This window comes from Catenibacterium sp. CAG:290 (assembly GCF_000437715.1).
Taxonomy (GTDB): domain Bacteria; phylum Bacillota_I; class Bacilli_A; order Erysipelotrichales; family Coprobacillaceae; genus Catenibacterium; species Catenibacterium mitsuoka_A.
This window is the reverse complement of record NZ_FR898816.1, coordinates 56,562-72,435: the sequence shown is the minus strand read 5'-3', so window position 1 is coordinate 72,435 and position 15,874 is coordinate 56,562. Positions and strand designations below refer to the sequence as shown.

At 32.2% G+C, this 15,874-nt stretch carries 18 protein-coding genes; 14 read left to right on the top strand and 4 right to left on the bottom strand.

The features are described from left to right. The first annotated feature begins 595 nt into the window (after window positions 1-595). Entirely contained in the window at window positions 596-805 is a 210-nt protein-coding gene (locus QVO42_RS06155; RefSeq protein ID WP_022425276.1) for a hypothetical protein, read from the top strand. Between the two features lie 225 nt (window positions 806-1,030). Here QVO42_RS06155 and QVO42_RS06150 read toward each other — a convergent pair whose 3' ends face one another. The 3 genes from QVO42_RS06150 to QVO42_RS06140 are packed head-to-tail and all read right to left on the bottom strand — an operon-like array spanning window position 1,031 to window position 3,718. Further along, complete coding sequence (locus QVO42_RS06150; protein ID WP_022425275.1) at window positions 1,031-2,356, bottom strand: HAMP domain-containing sensor histidine kinase; 1,326 nt, start codon at window positions 2,354-2,356, stop codon at window positions 1,031-1,033. Further along, a complete protein-coding gene (locus tag QVO42_RS06145) occupies window positions 2,349-3,044 on the bottom strand; it encodes a response regulator transcription factor (RefSeq protein WP_022425274.1) in 696 nt (231 codons plus the stop codon). Before QVO42_RS06145 ends, QVO42_RS06150 begins: the two co-directional genes overlap by 8 nt. A 2-nt stretch (window positions 3,045-3,046) precedes the next feature. Beyond that, the gene (locus QVO42_RS06140; RefSeq protein ID WP_022425273.1) at window positions 3,047-3,718 is read right to left on the bottom strand and encodes a PIG-L family deacetylase; all 672 of its coding nucleotides are present in this window, start codon (window positions 3,716-3,718) and stop codon (window positions 3,047-3,049) included. 161 nt (window positions 3,719-3,879) lie between these two features. Here QVO42_RS06140 and QVO42_RS06135 point away from each other — a divergent pair, with 161 nt between their 5' ends. Together QVO42_RS06135 and QVO42_RS06130 are read left to right on the top strand one after the other, a co-directional pair. Further along, entirely contained in the window at window positions 3,880-6,195 is a 2,316-nt protein-coding gene (locus QVO42_RS06135; protein WP_022425272.1) for a YfhO family protein, read from the top strand. Window positions 6,196-6,197: 2 nt separating this feature from the next. Then, window positions 6,198-6,383, top strand: coding sequence for a PspC domain-containing protein (locus tag QVO42_RS06130; RefSeq protein WP_022425271.1), 186 nt, complete (start codon window positions 6,198-6,200; stop codon window positions 6,381-6,383). A gap of 32 nt (window positions 6,384-6,415) precedes the next feature. Here QVO42_RS06130 and QVO42_RS06125 read toward each other — a convergent pair whose 3' ends face one another. Beyond that, window positions 6,416-6,616 carry a hypothetical protein gene (locus QVO42_RS06125; RefSeq protein ID WP_217747428.1) on the bottom strand — a complete coding sequence of 67 codons (201 nt, stop codon included), beginning with the start codon at window positions 6,614-6,616 and terminating at the stop codon, window positions 6,416-6,418. Between the two features lie 171 nt (window positions 6,617-6,787). Between QVO42_RS06125 and QVO42_RS06120 the strand changes: the two genes are divergently transcribed. The 11 genes from QVO42_RS06120 to QVO42_RS06070 all read left to right on the top strand — a co-directional run bounded on the left by QVO42_RS06120 (window position 6,788) and on the right by QVO42_RS06070 (window position 15,836). After that, window positions 6,788-7,738: a sugar ABC transporter substrate-binding protein gene (locus tag QVO42_RS06120; protein WP_022425269.1), complete on the top strand. Its 951-nt coding sequence runs from the start codon at window positions 6,788-6,790 to the stop codon at window positions 7,736-7,738. Next, window positions 7,738-9,042, top strand: coding sequence for a sensor histidine kinase (locus tag QVO42_RS06115; protein WP_022425268.1), 1,305 nt, complete (start codon window positions 7,738-7,740; stop codon window positions 9,040-9,042). Before QVO42_RS06120 ends, QVO42_RS06115 begins: the two co-directional genes overlap by 1 nt. Further along, window positions 9,035-9,709, top strand: coding sequence for a response regulator transcription factor (locus QVO42_RS06110; protein ID WP_022425267.1), 675 nt, complete (start codon window positions 9,035-9,037; stop codon window positions 9,707-9,709). The genes QVO42_RS06115 and QVO42_RS06110 overlap by 8 nt, the downstream gene beginning before the upstream one ends. Beyond that, window positions 9,702-10,979 (top strand): extracellular solute-binding protein, encoded by a 1,278-nt coding sequence (locus tag QVO42_RS06105; protein ID WP_022425266.1) that lies wholly within the window; start codon window positions 9,702-9,704, stop codon window positions 10,977-10,979. Before QVO42_RS06110 ends, QVO42_RS06105 begins: the two co-directional genes overlap by 8 nt. Before the next feature lie 114 nt (window positions 10,980-11,093). Beyond that, the gene (locus QVO42_RS06100) at window positions 11,094-11,522 is read left to right on the top strand and encodes a PTS sugar transporter subunit IIA (RefSeq protein ID WP_022425265.1); all 429 of its coding nucleotides are present in this window, start codon (window positions 11,094-11,096) and stop codon (window positions 11,520-11,522) included. Between the two features lie 14 nt (window positions 11,523-11,536). Then, window positions 11,537-12,028: a PTS sugar transporter subunit IIB gene (locus QVO42_RS06095; protein WP_022425264.1), complete on the top strand. Its 492-nt coding sequence runs from the start codon at window positions 11,537-11,539 to the stop codon at window positions 12,026-12,028. A 30-nt stretch (window positions 12,029-12,058) separates the two neighbouring features. Next, window positions 12,059-12,907 carry a PTS mannose/fructose/sorbose/N-acetylgalactosamine transporter subunit IIC gene (locus QVO42_RS06090; protein WP_022425263.1) on the top strand — a complete coding sequence of 283 codons (849 nt, stop codon included), beginning with the start codon at window positions 12,059-12,061 and terminating at the stop codon, window positions 12,905-12,907. Between the two features lies 1 nt (window position 12,908). Further along, a complete protein-coding gene (locus QVO42_RS06085) occupies window positions 12,909-13,745 on the top strand; it encodes a PTS system mannose/fructose/sorbose family transporter subunit IID (protein ID WP_022425262.1) in 837 nt (278 codons plus the stop codon). Between the two features lie 19 nt (window positions 13,746-13,764). Continuing rightward, entirely contained in the window at window positions 13,765-14,028 is a 264-nt protein-coding gene (locus tag QVO42_RS06080) for a hypothetical protein (protein WP_022425261.1), read from the top strand. Between the two features lie 71 nt (window positions 14,029-14,099). Beyond that, complete coding sequence (locus tag QVO42_RS06075) at window positions 14,100-14,888, top strand: Cof-type HAD-IIB family hydrolase (RefSeq protein ID WP_022425260.1); 789 nt, start codon at window positions 14,100-14,102, stop codon at window positions 14,886-14,888. 54 nt (window positions 14,889-14,942) lie between these two features. Then, complete coding sequence (locus tag QVO42_RS06070) at window positions 14,943-15,836, top strand: DUF7916 family protein (protein WP_022425259.1); 894 nt, start codon at window positions 14,943-14,945, stop codon at window positions 15,834-15,836. Window positions 15,837-15,874: the final 38 nt, after the last annotated feature.

The following is a 15,874-nucleotide window of genomic DNA, read 5'->3' as shown; positions in this document are numbered from 1 at the left end:
ATTTTTTTTATTACCCATAAAAGATATATGCCACATAGAAGTCTCCCTTCTATTTATAAAAAATCAAGTCACATGTTTTATTGCAGCTTGACCTTTTATAAAATCATTGTTTTATTGTTTAGTATATGTCTAAATTATCATGGCCAACTGCAAGCTTCACCAACTGAGAATGTACTTGTAATTGAAATCGTAATAACTGTAAGAATAATTAAGCTAGTTTTTATTGAATATGGGGAAACATTTCCACCATTATCATCCCCACCAACTACAGATAATTCTTTTAGTTCTTCTAAATCAATTTTTCTAGCAGTATCTTTAGTGTTATTCAAGTGTTTCTAATTTCTTTGGTTATTTTATTGTAAAAGTAATAAGATAAGATATCATTTAAATGTAATATCATAAAAACTATATTACTTTTTTCAATTAATTAAATGCTATTTCCTTATCTATAAAATACTACTATTAATTTGTTATAACAATACTTTTCTGTTGATTTAATCAATTTATTTAAAAAGAACGTAATTTATTGATAGTAAATAGGTACTATAATACAATGATGTTGTAAAAAGAAAAGAAAAAGAAAGGAGTAATACGGATGAAGCAAAATAAAGTTTGTCCAAAATGTAATAATAAAAAAATCCTAAAAATAAAGGATGTATTGCATGCTTCTGGTGGAGGAAATATCTCCCGATCTAGACATTTATTTACTGAAAACAGTTGTGCTAAAGTTACATATTATATATGTACAAATTGTGGTTTTGTTGAGGAATATTTAGACAAAGAGGAACTTCATAAATTAATGTAAAAATGATTTAAATACCCACAAACAACAGTCAGGCTATAAACATTATTTTAAATATTAAATAGCATTAGAAGGAACAGGCGTTAAGTTAAAACTTAGTAACTATTTCTTAATTTTTTTTACTTAATGTGAACAAATATGTTTTGTGAAAACGATAATAGAGAACCATCATTTAACAAATTATTATTAAAGAGCAGCTAGACTGGCTGCCCTTTATTTATCTGATGATCAAGCCTTTTTTAATGGAATAGAGATATGGATGGAGAAAGTTTCTTCTCTTTCTTCAATAGAACATGTTCCATTATGAAGTTCTACAATACGTTTTACACTTCTTAAACCAATCTTATTACTTTCTACTTTAGATAAGTCACTCTTCTTTTTATTGGTTAAGAGGAGATTAAAAGAATCATCAAGAGTAAGAGTCATATCTACATGTTTATCTGAATATTTATGAATATTAGAACAGAGGTTATTGATCATTCTTTTGATCATAGAGAAGTCTAAAAGGACTTCTTTTTTTATGTATTTAATGTCTTTGTGAATGATAAAACCTTCTAATTCTAGATAGTTAAGATTCTCTTCTATATAGCGTAATAGTGCTTCTGTAGATATCTTTTCTAATTGAGGATGACTATTCTGTTCAAACACAAGTGAATAAGCAAATGTCTTATTAGAGAGTTCTTTAATTTGTTCTACTTTGTCAATACATCTATGTAAGTAGTTATCCATCTGTTCTTGATCCTTGAAACAATGTAAGGCAAGAATATCCAGATAACCTCTTAAACTTGTGAGAGGTGTTCTTAAGTCATGTGACATGGCAGTAATCAAATCATGATGTGTTTGCTGCATTTCCATTTCTTTCTCATTATTTTCCTGTAATGTCACTCTTAGACCATCCATTTGACGAGCAAGTACTGCAAGTTCATCACGTCCTTGAATTGTCATAGGATGAGATAAATCACCCTGGGACATATTGAGTATTTCCTGTTTTAAACATTCAATATATTTAACCTTATGACGAATAAAAAAGAAAGTAGGAAGAAGGAATGTGAGGAAAGAAGTAAATAAAGCAACATAGAAATAATACTTAATATACTTAAGTAAGTTCATATCATACAGTTCTACTTCAGCCTTTTGATCCTTAAACTGCACATTTTTTGTATAAACCATATTATATGCATCTGTTTCAAAGTCTGTCTGTAAGATATAAAGTGGTGTAATCACACTTACAGGTTGAGTAAGAAAATCAGCATAATTAGCGGCAACATAATATTCATTCTTATTATCATAAATATAAACAGACAAGTAAGGATCTTTGGTTTTAATTAACTTCTTAACCTGTTTCTTATCCGTTAAATTTACATCTTTCGCTTTTTCTTTAAACTCTTTAAAGAACTTATTTCTTTTATCTTTTATACCCACTACTTCATCTATAAAACTATAATAGTGAGGAATCTGTTCTCTAAAACAGCTATATACCAATACTGCAGACATACTTGAGGCAATTAATATAAAGAAAATTTTAGAAGCAAGACTCACATATTTCTTACTCACAATAATATCCTTTACCCCAGATTGTTTTGATATGTTCAGGATTTGTAGGATCCTTTTCAATCTTCTGTCTTAAATGTCTAATATGCACCATGATTGTATTATTTGCCCCATAATAATACTCTTCATGCCAGATAGCTTCAAATAATTGACTAGGAGAAATTACCTGTTGCTTATTCATTAATAAATATTCTAGAATATTATATTCTAAATCTGTTAAGTTGAGTTTCTCTCCATCTATTGATGCTGTACGTTTTGCACTATTGACTTCTATATTACCTGTCTTATATATAATCTGTTTTTCTTGTGTAGTACCTTTACCCTGATACACATGATAGCGTCTAAGTAATGCTTTCACACGTCCATTTAACTCATTATAAGAAAATGGTTTAGTTAAGTAATCATCACCACCACTAGAAAAACCTAATGTTTTATCACTATCCTGCCCCTTTGCAGTTAAAAAGAGAATAGGGGCCTTTGTTTTCTCTCTTAATAATACACACGCTTGATACCCATTCATCTCAGGCATCATCACATCAAGAATAATAAGATCTATATCATCATCCACTAATTCTAATGCTTCTTTCCCATTACTTGCTTCTATGACATTATATCCTTCACTAGACAATAACACCTGGATCACTTCACGTATATCTTGATCATCATCTACTACCATGATTTTTTCATTCATAACTATCTCCAATCCTTTGCCTTCACCCAGTTCTCATGAGGTAACATGTGTCCAAGATGATCCATAACCTTAGATTGTGAACTATACATACTTGTTAACTTCATCTTCTTCTCTAAATCACGTTGACTTATAGAATTAAGATTATGAGGCAAATTTTTCTTTTTATAATACCTGCCGAAATAGACTAACTGATTCATATCCACACGACTATCTTTACTTACTATATAAGAAGTCATCTGATGATGCGTATGACCATATTCACCATCAGGATTATGTGTCACAACAGTTTTCCATTTCTTCTTACCTAATATATAGTGTACATCATTCTTGATATATTTTCTTGATTTATTCCAATTATCTCTCTGTCCATTTGTTTTATCTGGATAATTAAACATAACACCTGTACTACCTGTTGCTTTCATGACATTCATAAATTCTTTTCTTCTTACCTTATTATTACCATTAGTCAAACATACAACAAGATAATGTTTCTTTAAAAGATGACTGCCACCCCATATAGTTTCATCATCAGGATGTGCTACAAACATCACAGAATCTATATTTTTTAGATTTAATCCATCAATCATTTTCTTATGCTTAATTGTATGATTAGAACCAAATAATGAACTAATCATCAACAAAGAACTAATTGTCAACATTTTTAAATTATTCATATTTATCACCCATTTTTACAATATCATCTCTTTATTTAAAAAACCTTAAAAGAATTCTTAAGATTTCTTAAACATAAAATTTACAAAAATTAAGTGAATTTAAGATTTAATTAAGTCTAAATTTAAGATTTATTTCTTACAATAGTATCGAGGTGAAAATCATGACTAAAAAAGACAAGCGCACTATTTGTCTACTAGGTCTACTATCTATCGCATTAGTCTTTATACTTACATCCAATGTCTTTGGTAACACAATTGACTGGTATAGCCAGCATGTAGTTATTGCGGATGCATTAAGACATGCAATAAGAAGTGAAGGAACACTATTCCCTACTTATATGAAACAGTTAATGGGTGGAGGAAATATCTATCACTTCTCTTATTATGGATACTTAAGACCTGATATTCTTATAGGTGCATTACTCATACATGTAAATATGCAGACAATCATTATTGCCTATAGTGTATTGATGCTGACACTCTCTGTTATTTGTTGTTATATCTTTTTAAGACAACATACAGATAACGAAAACATCTGTATCTTTGTCAGCTTGCTTGTATTATTATCAAGTATCTTCTTTCATTCACATAAACAGATCATGTTTGTGAACTATATGCCTTACTTATTCCTCGCTTTAATAAGTATAGAAAAGAAGAACTTTGCAGCTTTTACACTATGTGGCAGTATGATTGTACTTCATAGCTATTTCTATTGTATTGGATGCTTTATTGTATGTTTCATTTATTTACTCTATCGTTATCCTAAAGAATGGAAGAAACTTTTTATATCATATATATTAATTGTCCTATTAACCGCAATACTGACAATTCCTACACTTTATATCATTTTAATGAATGGTAAATCTGGTGCACCCACTGCACTTACATCATTATTCATCCCTTCTCTTAATTTAAAAGGATTACTCTATAGTAAATATGGATGTGGACTTACATATATCTCATATATTCTTTTAGTTCTTGCCTTAAGTGATAAACAGCTAAGAAAGCTTTCTATTGTCACTCTTGTATCATTCTATTCTCCACTTGTGTGGTTTATTATGAATGGTTTCTTATATGCAAGAAGTAAGATCATGATTGTCTTTATTCCAATCGTGGCTTATATCATGTGTATGATGTTAGTAAAGATTAAAGAAGGGGATGTTACACTTTCTAGATATTCTGTATTGTTACTAATGATTCCATTATTCTTTATTGAATACCCATTCTCAGCACTTGTAGATTGTCTATTTGCGCTTCTTATCTTACTCCAAAGAAGAAAGCATGTACTGTATGGATATCTTGTAATTCCAATGCTGGTCGTATCATTTATTAATGGACCTTCTTCATTCTATAAGCCAAAGAAATCAGAAAAGAATGTTTCACAGTTAGTAAGAAGAAATAAGATGCATACAGTCGCAGATTTGACTACAAGACAGAATGTCAATCAAACTCATGGTTATCTATTTAAACGTGTATCAGGCTATACATCTACTAATAATAAACATTACAATAAATTCCTATTTGATACATTAAGAATCCCTGTTCCTACAAATAACCGTGTAGCACAGAATGACACAGACAATATCTTCTACCTTAAAACACTTGGTATTGATACAGTTATTTCTAAAAGAAATGCCCCTTATGGTTATTCTTTAAGGGATCAAGATAAGAATGTGAAACTTTATCAATCAAATACTTCTTTACCTCAAGCTTATGCAACAAGCCAGTTAATGAGTGAAAAACATTTTAGACAACTCTCTTATCCATATACTCTAGATACACTTGTGAATTGTGCGATTGTGAATAAAGGTGATACACATTATCAAAGTCAATTTATTAAAGAAGATCCAGGATTCAAGAAATCTTATCATATTACTAAAAAACAAAAAAAAGAAATCACATTGAATCGTCAAACAAATAATGAAATCGTTGTATTAGAAGCAGATATTGAGAATAAGAAACCTCTTAAGGGTGTATCTATTACTGTCAATGGAATGAAGAATAAACTCGCTAGTATTAAGAATCCTTATTATCATCCTCATACACATTTCACTTATGTGACTACAAGTAATCAATTAAAAGTAACTCTCTCTAAAGGTGACTATATTATTAAAAACATTAAGATGTATACACTTCCTGCTTCTGCATTAAATCAGACTGTTGATCCATTAGATGTTAAGAAATCATCCAATGCACTAGAAGGTAAAATCAATGTCTCTCAAGATGGTTACTTTATTACACGTATCCCTTATGAAAAAGGTTATACAATGTATATTGATAATAAGAAAGTCAATATAGAAAAAGTCAATCAAGCATTCTTAGGATGTCGTATTTCAAAAGGGGATCATACAATTAAGATCACATTTACTCCTCCTGGATATACCCTTTCATGTATCATAAGTACAATAGGTTTTATTCTATTTGTATTATTCTATATATATCAAAGAAAATATGATACTATGTGTGAGGAGGGGTAAAAATGAACAAAAGATTATATCGTTCAGCACATGACCGTATGCTTGCTGGCGTATGTGGAGGTATTGCGGAATACTTCCAGATTGATCCTACTCTTGTCAGATTAGGATGGGTTGCATTTACAGCGCTAGGAGGAAGCGGTATTCTCGCTTATATTATTCTTGCGGTTATTGTCCCAAGTGAATACTAAAAAGAAGGTTCTCGCGAACCTTCTTTTTTTGGCTAGATAGTTATTATTTTCTGTGCAATCTTTTCTGTTTCATCAAAGATATAACGCATCAAACCTCTGTCTTTCTTATAAGACTTCTTTAAGTTTATATAGAGTTCTAATGCATCCTCATCTTTCATCTTAGGAAGGTTGCTTTTTAGTATTAGAAAGCATTCTTCTTCATATGGATCACTTAAAATTCTCATATCTAACATAGAAATCATCCCCTTGGTCGAATAAATAATAAATACAATGAGATTATCCTTGCCTACATATATTATAGACCCTTTTATATCATTTGTAACAAATAATATCATAATCTCTGCATTTTTATCGTTTAGAGGATGTGAGAATTATGTTAAAATGTACACAAGTAGGTGAGATTTATGGATGAAAGAAGTAAGAAGTCACTTTATATCATTATTTGGCTTATTGTTGCAACACTATTAGGAACAGTTTATACAAGCTATCTAACACCACAAAAGACACATCTTGTCTTTGGGGCAACTTATATGACTATGAACAACCCTTTCTATGAAGTGGTTAATAACGAATTAAGAAAAGAAATAGAACAAAATGGGGATGAACTTATTGTACGTAATCCTGAACTTGATACAGATAAACAGAATGAACAGATAGAGGAATTTGTATCAAAGAAGGTGGATGGTATTTTTGTGAATCCTATTGATTCAAAGAAACTGTCTTCTTTAGATTCTGCAAGAAAAGCAGGAATTCCAGTGATTGCGATAGATGCGTCTGTAGATAATACAGATTTGATTGATTGTGTTATTGAATCTGACAATTATAATGCAGGTGTTTTATGTGCTCAAAATATGATGAAAAGAATGCAATCAGCCAATATTGTCTTATTAAAACATTCTACTGTCGAATCAGCAGCTTCAAGAATACAGGGATTTGTAGATACTATTAAAGATTATCCACAATATCAAATTATAGACTCTGCAGAATGTGAAGGACAATTAGAACGTGCGATGCCTTTAATGCAGACAGTATTAAAAAAGCATTCAAATGTTGATGTTGTGATGGCTTTAAATGATCCTTCAGCACTAGGTGCACTCGCTGCCATAGAATCATTAAATCGTCAAGATATTATTGTCTATGGAGTAGATGGCACACCAGATTTAAAATCACTTATTAAACAGAGTCCTCTTATTGCAGGTACAGCTGCACAATCTCCACTTATGTTTGGAAAACTCTCTGCAAAGAAGATGTATGATATTCTTCAAAGAAAAGATATTCCAAAAATTATTGAAGTACCTGTCACAATGATTACTAAAGACAATATCGACTCCTATAGTGTAAAGGGGTGGCAATAATGTTGAAAAGTATTAGCTTAAAAAGAATCCGTACATTTATGATGTCTTGGAATTTCTTTATGATCACATGTTACGCAATGATATTTATGTTCAGTACAAACTATATTATTGCGAATAATCTTTCTAGAGACTTTCTAAGTTCTTTAAACTATATCCCAGAAGACCCAGGTTTGATCTTCTTTGAAACATTAATTCTTTTTAGCTGTGTTATTGTATTAATGAATTTCTTTGATCATCGTGTTAAAGAATATCCTTTTGAGAATCTTCTCTTTCTTTCTATAGAAACAATTCTAGGATTTTTCATAATGAAATCTCTTTATTTTAGCTATAATGGTATTATCTATTTAATATTCTGTGATGCATTGTTTAGATTTAAAGAGAATAAATATGTCAAATGGCTGACAATTCCTTTAAGTTTGCTTCTTATAATATCTAACTATGATTTCTTTAATACATTATTTTCTCTTGTGAATGCGGATGCTTATTTCGAAGTTTATACAAGTACGACTAGAGGTTTATTGCAGGTAGGTATTAACTTCTTAGATATTATTAATCTTCTTTTCTTTATTCTCTTCTTAATGATTTATATTGCGAATGAAGTACAGGAAAATGAACGTATGACTCAGGAATTAATCATGGTACATCAAGTCAATCATGAATTAGAGAATTATGCAGCAGTGAGTGAAAAGATTGCGGAAGACAAAGAAAGAAAAAGACTTGCTCGTGAAATCCATGATACTTTAGGTCATGCCTTAACAGGTATTGCAGCAGGTGTAGATGCCTGCATTGCAATGATTGATATCAATCCAGAAGCAACCAAGAAACAATTAATGGTCATTAGTAAAGTAGTCAGACAAGGAATTGTGGATGTGCGTAACTCTTTAAATAAATTACGTCCTGGTGCTCTTGAACAGCATGGCTTTAAAGGGGCTATAGAAAATATGATTGAAGAATTCACAAGTGTCAGTGACCTCACAATTTCTCTAGATTATCGTTTAGATAAAGTAGATTTTGAAAATACTAAAGAAGATATCTTATTTAGAGTTATTCAGGAAAGTGTTACGAATGCAGTAAGACATGGTGATGCAACGCATATTGATATTTCATTATATATAGAAGATAATAGTTTATATCTAAAGATTCAGGATAATGGACAGGGATGTGAAGAGATTCATTATGGTTTTGGATTAAAACAGATGAAAGAACGTTTAGGTATGATTAATGGTAAGGTCGCTTATGATGGTCATCATGGTTTCTTAACTATTGTCACTATACCTTTGCAGGAGGGAGAACTATATGATTAAGGTAATGATTGCAGATGATCAGGAACTGATTAGAGAATCATTAAAGATAGTATTAAGTACACATGTTGATATTGATGTGGTAGATACTGCATCAGATGGTTTTGAAGTATTAAAATGTTTAGAAAAGTATGTTGTTGATGTTATTTTGATGGATATTCGTATGCCAGGTATGGATGGTGTTATGGCTACTAAGGAAGTGAAGGCAAAATATCCTAATACAAAGATTATTATATTGACTACTTTTGATGATGATGACTTTGTTTTTAGTGCTTTGCGTTATGGTGCGAGTGGTTATTTATTAAAAGGTGTATCAATGGATGAACTCTATAAAGCAATTGTGACAGTCAATACCGGAGGGGCAATGATTAATCCTGATATTGCGACAAAAGTCTTTAGTATGTTCTCTAAGATGCAGCAGAACAACTATACTATTAAAGTAGATGAAAAAGATGTAGAAACATTAAGTAAACCAGAATGGAAGGTTATACAGCATGTAGGATATGGCTTATCTAATAAAGAAATAGCCCAGAAACTCTTCTTATCAGAAGGAACAGTCAGAAACTATTTAAGCTCTATACTCTCTAAATTAAACTTAAGAGACCGTACTCAACTTGCGATATGGGCAGTAGAGAGTGGTTTACTCACAAAGGCGATTGACGATGAGTAGAGTTAAACTTGTATTAAGTATAGTAGTATTATCACTTTTCTTTATGATAGTGGTCAATTATCCTAATACCATTACTTTAGAACTAGGTGTTTTTTCTGGAAGTAACTGGGGTGTACCAAGTGGTGAAAGCTATAAGATTATTGATGGGGCTATAGAAAGATTTGAAAAGAAATATCCTGGAATAAAAGTAGAGTATGAGAATGGTATTATGAAGAGTGATTACTCTTCATGGCTTTCTGATAAGATTGTGAGAGGGAAGGAACCGGATGTCTTTATGGTTCTTGATGATGATTTTAATACATTAAGTTCTATTGGGGCACTGGCAAATATCGATACATATATCAATCATGATCAGACATTTAGTTCAAAAGATTATTATTCAAGTGTTTTAAAGGCAGGTACCTATTCTAAGCACCAATATGCATTACCTTATGAATGTAATCCTACACTCATGTTTGTGAATAAAACACTCTTAGAAGAATGTCATATTGATATGCCTGATAATGATTGGACCTTGGAAGATTTCTATACAATATGCAAGAAAGTAAGTGAGTATTCTAATAACTATTATGGCTGTTATGATTATAAATGGCTTGATTCTATCTATGGATATGGAACACAGGTATTTAATGAAACAGGAACAAAATGTTTCCTTGAGCAAAGTGCTGTGAGAAATGCATTAGAATTCTATCGAAAACTTAATAATCTTAACAAGGGACATAGTGTCACTTCTGAAGAATTTGATAAAGGCTTAGTGGCTTTTTCACCACTCTCTTTATCAGTCTATCGTACTTATAAACCTTATCCATGGCGTATTAAGAAGTATTCTACATTTGAATGGGATTGCCTTAAAATGCCAACAGTAAGCAAAGATAAAGGTAGTACACAGGTTTCTACATTACTTATGGGGATGAGTAGTAAATCTTATCATAAATCACAAGCCTGGGATTTACTGAAAGAACTATGTAATGATACGAAGACTCAGCAGTCTTTAACACACTATTCTCAAGGTATTTCACCTTTAAAGAAGGTCGCACAATCTCAGACTATTATTGATATGTTAGATGAAGAATCAGGAGATAGTCAGATGAGTATGTCTTTATTGAATCAAGCACTTCTTGTTGCCCGTAATAGAGAGAAGTTTAAGAAATATGATTCAGCAATGACAATGATTGATAACGGCATTGCTAAGATTGTTCATTCAAGTGATGACTTTGATCTTTCTTTAATAGAATTACAAAAAGAAGTAAACAAATATCTCAATGATTAGAGTGGTTTATCCACTCTTTTTTTATATGACAAATGTCATATTAAAGATATGACTTTAGACAGATGGAATGAAAGCGTTTGAATGCTAGAATGTAGTCACAGGAGGAGAAAAGAAATGAAATATGTAGTACTTGTAAGCCATGGTGAGTTTGCAAAGGGATTAGCCAATGCACTTAGCATGTTAGCTGGAGAAAAGAAAGAAGTCATTGCAGTTGGATTAGAGAATGGTAAAACTGCTGATGAATTCGCTGAAGTATTTAAGGAAGCAGTAAGTCCTATTACTGGAGAAGATGAAATCATTCTTCTTGGTGATTTAATTGGTGGATCACCATTAACTACTGCACTCAATGTAATCAATGAAAAAGGTTTAACAGATAATACAGTTGTCCTTGGTGGTATGAACCTTCCACTTGCATTAACTACAGTATTAATGAAGGATAACATGGATAAGGAAATGCTTCCTCAGGCAGTACTTGGTGAAGCACATGAAGCATTAAAAGAATTTAAACTCGCATCAGATGATGACGAAGAAGACGATATTTAAGGAGGAAAATAAATATGTCAGTTTCATTTATTCGTATTGATGACCGTATGATTCATGGTCAGACTTGTACTCGCTGGGCTAGAGAATATCCTTGTGATGGTTTAGTAGCAGTTAATGATAAAGCAGCAGGTAACAGCGTATTAAAGGCTGCTTATAAAGCTGCAAGTGGTAAAAAGACATTTGTCTGGACACTTGATGCTTTCGCTAAGAAATCTCAGAAGGTATTAGACTCTGATACTCAGTATTTCTTAATCACTAAGAACCCTGTTGATATGGCTACAATTCTAGTAGATCAGGGATTCAAGTGTGGTATTGATACAGTTATTGTTGGTCCTTGTAATGACCGTGAAGGCGCTGTAAAGCTTGGTAATAACCAGTCTATTACTCAGGAAGAAGCAGATGCATTCGAAAGAATTTCTAAAGCAGGTTATAAAATCAAATTTGCCTTACTACCAGATGTTTCAATCGGTACATGGGATGATTTCAAAGGTAAATTCGGTTATTAACAAATATTATATTTAAGGGAGAAAAAAATTATGGAAATTAGTTGGTTTCAAGCTGCCCTACTTGGCCTATTTGCTTGTTTATCAAGTATGCCAGGTTTAGGTGGTACTTCTATTGGTAACTACACTTTAGGTAGACCTTTAGTTGGTGGTTTAATTTGTGGTTTTATCTTAGGCGATTTAAAGACAGGTATTCTTGTTGGTATCGCTATGCAGTTAGTTTATATCGCATTAGTTACTCCTGGTGGAACAGTATCTGCAGACGTTCGTGCTGTCAGCTACATTGGTATCCCACTAGCAATGATTGCGGTTCATTCTTATGGTTTAAATCCTGCTTCAAGAGAAGCTCAGGGTCTTGCTACTTCATTCGGTTCAATGGTTGGTACATTAGGTACAGTATTATTCTATGGAACAGCTACTATCAACTTAGCATGGCAGCATATTGGCTGGACTGCAGTTGAAAAAGGTGATTTCAAGAAATTATACACAGTTGACTGGGTACTTCCTTGGATCTCACATATCATTTGTTCATTCATTCCAACATTAATCATGTGTAAAATGGGTGCACCAATGGTTGACTTAATCAAGACTTACTTACCAATGGATGGTCTTGCTATGAAGACATTATTCACTGTTGGTTCATTATTACCATGTGTCGGAATTGCTATCTTATTAAAACAGATTGTAACTAAAGCAGTAGATTTCATCCCATTCTTCTTTGGCTTCACTTTAGCTGCTTCACTTGGCATTAACTTAGTATCTGCAACATTAGTTGCTGCATTATTCGCTTTAATCAATTACAAAATCAAAATGCTTTCTTTATCAAAACCAGCTGTTGTTGCTGCAGATGATTTAGATGATGATGACGAGGAGGATATCTAAAATGGAAAAGAAGATTTCAAAGAAAACTCTATCAAAATCATTCCATCATTGGTACTATGGTAACCTTACATGTTTCTCACAGGAACATATGCAGACTTTTGGTTATTTAACATCAATGTTACCAATTATCGAAGAGTTATATGACAAAAAAGAAGATCAGGCAAAAGCTTTAAAAACATATACAGCTTTCTTTAACACTGAACCTCAGTTAGGTACTGTTATCGTTGGTGTTACTGCTGGTCTTGAAGAAGCACGTGCAAACGGTGCTCAGGACGTAGATGATGAAACAATTAATGGTTTACGTGCTGGTTTAATGGGTCCAATCGCTGGTATTGGTGACTCATTAGTAGTAGGTACTGTTATTCCTATCTTATTAGGTATCGCTTTAGGTATGAGTACTGGAGGATCTCCTCTTGGTGCTATCTTCTATATCATCGTATGGAACTTATTCGCATACTTTGGAATGAAGTTCTTATACTTCAAAGGTTATGAACTTGGTGGTAAAGCCGTAGACTTCTTAGTAGGTCCTCAGGGTGAAGCACTAAGAGAATCTATCACAATGCTTGGTGGTATCGTTATTGGTGCTGTTGCAGCTACTTGGGTAAGTATTAAAACTTCATTCACAATGACTGCAGCTGGTGCAACTAAGCCTTTCTTAGAATTACAGAAAACATTAGATGGTGTATATCCTGGATTCTTAACAGCAGCATTCGTTATTCTTTGCTGGTATCTATTAGCTAAGAAGAAAATGTCTCCTATCAAAGTAATGTTATTACTTGTAGTTGTTGCTTTCGTAGGTGTTGTTATTGGATTCTTCAACCCTGGATTAAAATACTAATACAAAGGAGCGTTCTATCATGAATAAAGAGCTTAAATTACATTATGTAGAAGAAGTAAAATATCAAACTAAGATGCTTAACAACTTAAAGAGATGGCTAAAGTGTTCAATCATTTTTTCCTCATTATTCCTTGCGTTCATTTTATTTGGACCTACATCTCTCATAACAAGAATCGTAGGTATTGTTGGTATGGTACTTTGTGTGATCATATCTGTGATCATTGGGCTTGGAATTAGAAATGGTAGAAACAACGTTAATAAGATATTAGATTTAATTCAATAATCCTATCAACTTATAAATTTAATTATATGAGCATCACTGATTGTGATGCTCATTTTTTTGGAGGTAACAATATGTATCAATGTATATTAAGTGATATTGATGGCACATTACTTACAGATGACCATCATATGAGTCCTAAAACAAGAGACGCTATTAAATCTTTAGATATTCCTTTCTTACCTGTCTCTGCAAGAAGTCCAGAAGGTATATATCCAATACTGAAAGAAAATGATATTGTTTGTCCAATGATCTGTTTTAGTGGAGGACTCATCTTAGATGAAAAGGGACAGGTATTGTATGAAAACGGGATGAACTTTAAACAGACAGAAGAAGTCATTACTTTTATTAAAGAAAAGAAGTTTGATTGTACTATTAATATTTATGCATTACATGATTGGTTAGTAGAGGATAAAGATGATCCTCGTGTATTAAGAGAAGAACGTATAGTAAAAGCTGAAGCACAGAAAGGTACACTTTCTTCTTTAGATCCTTCTAGAAAAATACATAAGCTATTATGTATGTGTAATCCTCTTTATACAAAAGAGATAGAAAAAAGCTTAAAAGATAGATTTCCTCATTGTTCTATTGCTTGCTCTTCAGATATCTTAATAGAAATCATGAATGAAGGAGTCACTAAAGCAGATGCTATTAATCATCTATGTGATTATTATTCTATTAATAAACAGGATATTGTCGCTTTTGGTGATAACTATAATGATAAAGAGATGTTAGAGAGTGTAGGAATGGGTATTGCGATGGGAAATGCGCCTGATGATATTAAAAATATCGCAAAAGACGTAACAAGTACCAATAATCAAGATGGCATTTTCAAAGCCCTACAAAAATTAAATATTATATAGAAGAATTCTCCGTTTAGATGTAGTATAATGTAAGCAATTACGGAGGAATAAAATATGAAAAGATTATTGAATTGTACAACAAGTGAAATGCTTGCAATGAATGGGGAAGAATTAAAACAGTCTATTCTTGCATGTGAAGGAAGAACTGTCATGACTGAAACAGTAGTGGCTATTCCACCATTATTAGGAGACTTAACGAATGCGGAACTCGCTGTTTCTTTTGGTAGTGATATGGTTCTTTTAAACGTATTTGATTGCAATAATCCAGTGATCAATGGTTTACCAGAATGTGATGAACCAGTTAAGAAGTTACAGGAATTAATTGGTAGACCAGTAGGATGTAACCTTGAACCAGTAGACTTAGATGCTGATATGCTTGAAGAAAGACAGACAATTGCATCTGGTAGACAGGCAACTGCAGAAACATTTAAAAAAGCACAGGAATTAGGATTCAACTTCATCTGTTTAACAGGTAACCCAGGTGTTGGTGTGTCTAATCATTCTATTGCAGCTGCAATTAAGGAAGCTAAGAAATATTTCAAGGGCTTAATTATTGCCGGTAAGATGCATGGTGCAGGTGTTAATGAACCAGTTGTAGATTTAGAAGCTATTAAGGAATTCATTGATGCAGGTGCTGATGTGATCTTAATGCCAGCTGTAAATACAGTACCAGGATTATCTGAAGCAACAGTGACTAAAGCATGTGAATATATTCATGCACATAATGCTTTAGCATTATCTGCAATCGGTACAAGCCAGGAAGGTGCAGATACTGAAACAGTCAGAGAAACTGCAATTGTGAATAAAAGATGTGGTGTAGATATTCAGCATATCGGTGATGCTGGATGGTGTGGTATGGCTTTACCTGAAAATATTATGACGTTAAGCGTTGCCATTAGAGGAAAAAGATGGACATATCACAAAATTGCTTCATCTGTAAACAGATAATTGGTAAGAATAGTATTTTTGATTGTATATAAATATTT

Bases quoted from the DNA above. Each gene is read 5' to 3' on its own strand.
- QVO42_RS06135 (WP_022425272.1), top strand. From the start codon at position 3,880: ATGACTAAAAAAGACAAGCGCACTATTTGTCTACTAGGTCTACTATCT.
- QVO42_RS06155 (WP_022425276.1), top strand. From the start codon at position 596: ATGAAGCAAAATAAAGTTTGTCCAAAATGTAATAATAAAAAAATCCTA.
- QVO42_RS06145 (WP_022425274.1), bottom strand. From the start codon at position 3,044: ATGAATGAAAAAATCATGGTAGTAGATGATGATCAAGATATACGTGAA.
- QVO42_RS06110 (WP_022425267.1), top strand. From the start codon at position 9,035: ATGATTAAGGTAATGATTGCAGATGATCAGGAACTGATTAGAGAATCA.
- QVO42_RS06075 (WP_022425260.1), top strand. From the start codon at position 14,100: ATGTATCAATGTATATTAAGTGATATTGATGGCACATTACTTACAGAT.
- QVO42_RS06085 (WP_022425262.1), top strand. From the start codon at position 12,909: ATGGAAAAGAAGATTTCAAAGAAAACTCTATCAAAATCATTCCATCAT.
- QVO42_RS06125 (WP_217747428.1), bottom strand. From the start codon at position 6,616: ATGTTAGATATGAGAATTTTAAGTGATCCATATGAAGAAGAATGCTTT.
- QVO42_RS06080 (WP_022425261.1), top strand. From the start codon at position 13,765: ATGAATAAAGAGCTTAAATTACATTATGTAGAAGAAGTAAAATATCAA.
- QVO42_RS06100 (WP_022425265.1), top strand. From the start codon at position 11,094: ATGAAATATGTAGTACTTGTAAGCCATGGTGAGTTTGCAAAGGGATTA.
- QVO42_RS06070 (WP_022425259.1), top strand. From the start codon at position 14,943: ATGAAAAGATTATTGAATTGTACAACAAGTGAAATGCTTGCAATGAAT.
- QVO42_RS06095 (WP_022425264.1), top strand. From the start codon at position 11,537: ATGTCAGTTTCATTTATTCGTATTGATGACCGTATGATTCATGGTCAG.
- QVO42_RS06130 (WP_022425271.1), top strand. From the start codon at position 6,198: ATGAACAAAAGATTATATCGTTCAGCACATGACCGTATGCTTGCTGGC.
- QVO42_RS06105 (WP_022425266.1), top strand. From the start codon at position 9,702: ATGAGTAGAGTTAAACTTGTATTAAGTATAGTAGTATTATCACTTTTC.
- QVO42_RS06120 (WP_022425269.1), top strand. From the start codon at position 6,788: ATGGATGAAAGAAGTAAGAAGTCACTTTATATCATTATTTGGCTTATT.
- QVO42_RS06140 (WP_022425273.1), bottom strand. From the start codon at position 3,718: ATGAATAATTTAAAAATGTTGACAATTAGTTCTTTGTTGATGATTAGT.
- QVO42_RS06090 (WP_022425263.1), top strand. From the start codon at position 12,059: ATGGAAATTAGTTGGTTTCAAGCTGCCCTACTTGGCCTATTTGCTTGT.
- QVO42_RS06115 (WP_022425268.1), top strand. From the start codon at position 7,738: ATGTTGAAAAGTATTAGCTTAAAAAGAATCCGTACATTTATGATGTCT.